Source organism: Silvimonas sp. JCM 19000, assembly GCF_054652575.1.
On the sequence record NZ_BAAIHC010000078.1, the window covers coordinates 1 to 251 of the forward strand.

The window sequence follows — 251 nt, forward strand, 5'->3', positions numbered from 1 at the left end:
CTGCTGGCCCGCCAGGTTGGCGTTCCGTACATCATCGTGTTCCTGAACAAGTGCGACATGGTTGATGATGCCGAGCTGCTGGAACTGGTTGAAATGGAAGTGCGCGACCTGCTGAGCAAGTACGACTTCCCGGGCGATGACACCCCGATCATCCAGGGTTCCGCACTGAAGGCGCTGGAAGGCGACCAGTCGGACATCGGCGAACCGGCCATCTTCAAGCTGGCTGCTGCACTGGACTCCTACATTCCGGA

The 251-nt window shown here is 59.4% G+C and carries 1 protein-coding gene; it reads left to right on the top strand.

The window, feature by feature from the left end; genetic code table 11:
• Nucleotides 1-251, top strand: a 251-nt coding sequence (locus ACYQ1A_RS21840; protein WP_499365829.1) for a GTP-binding protein, incomplete at both ends; no start/stop codon positions are given.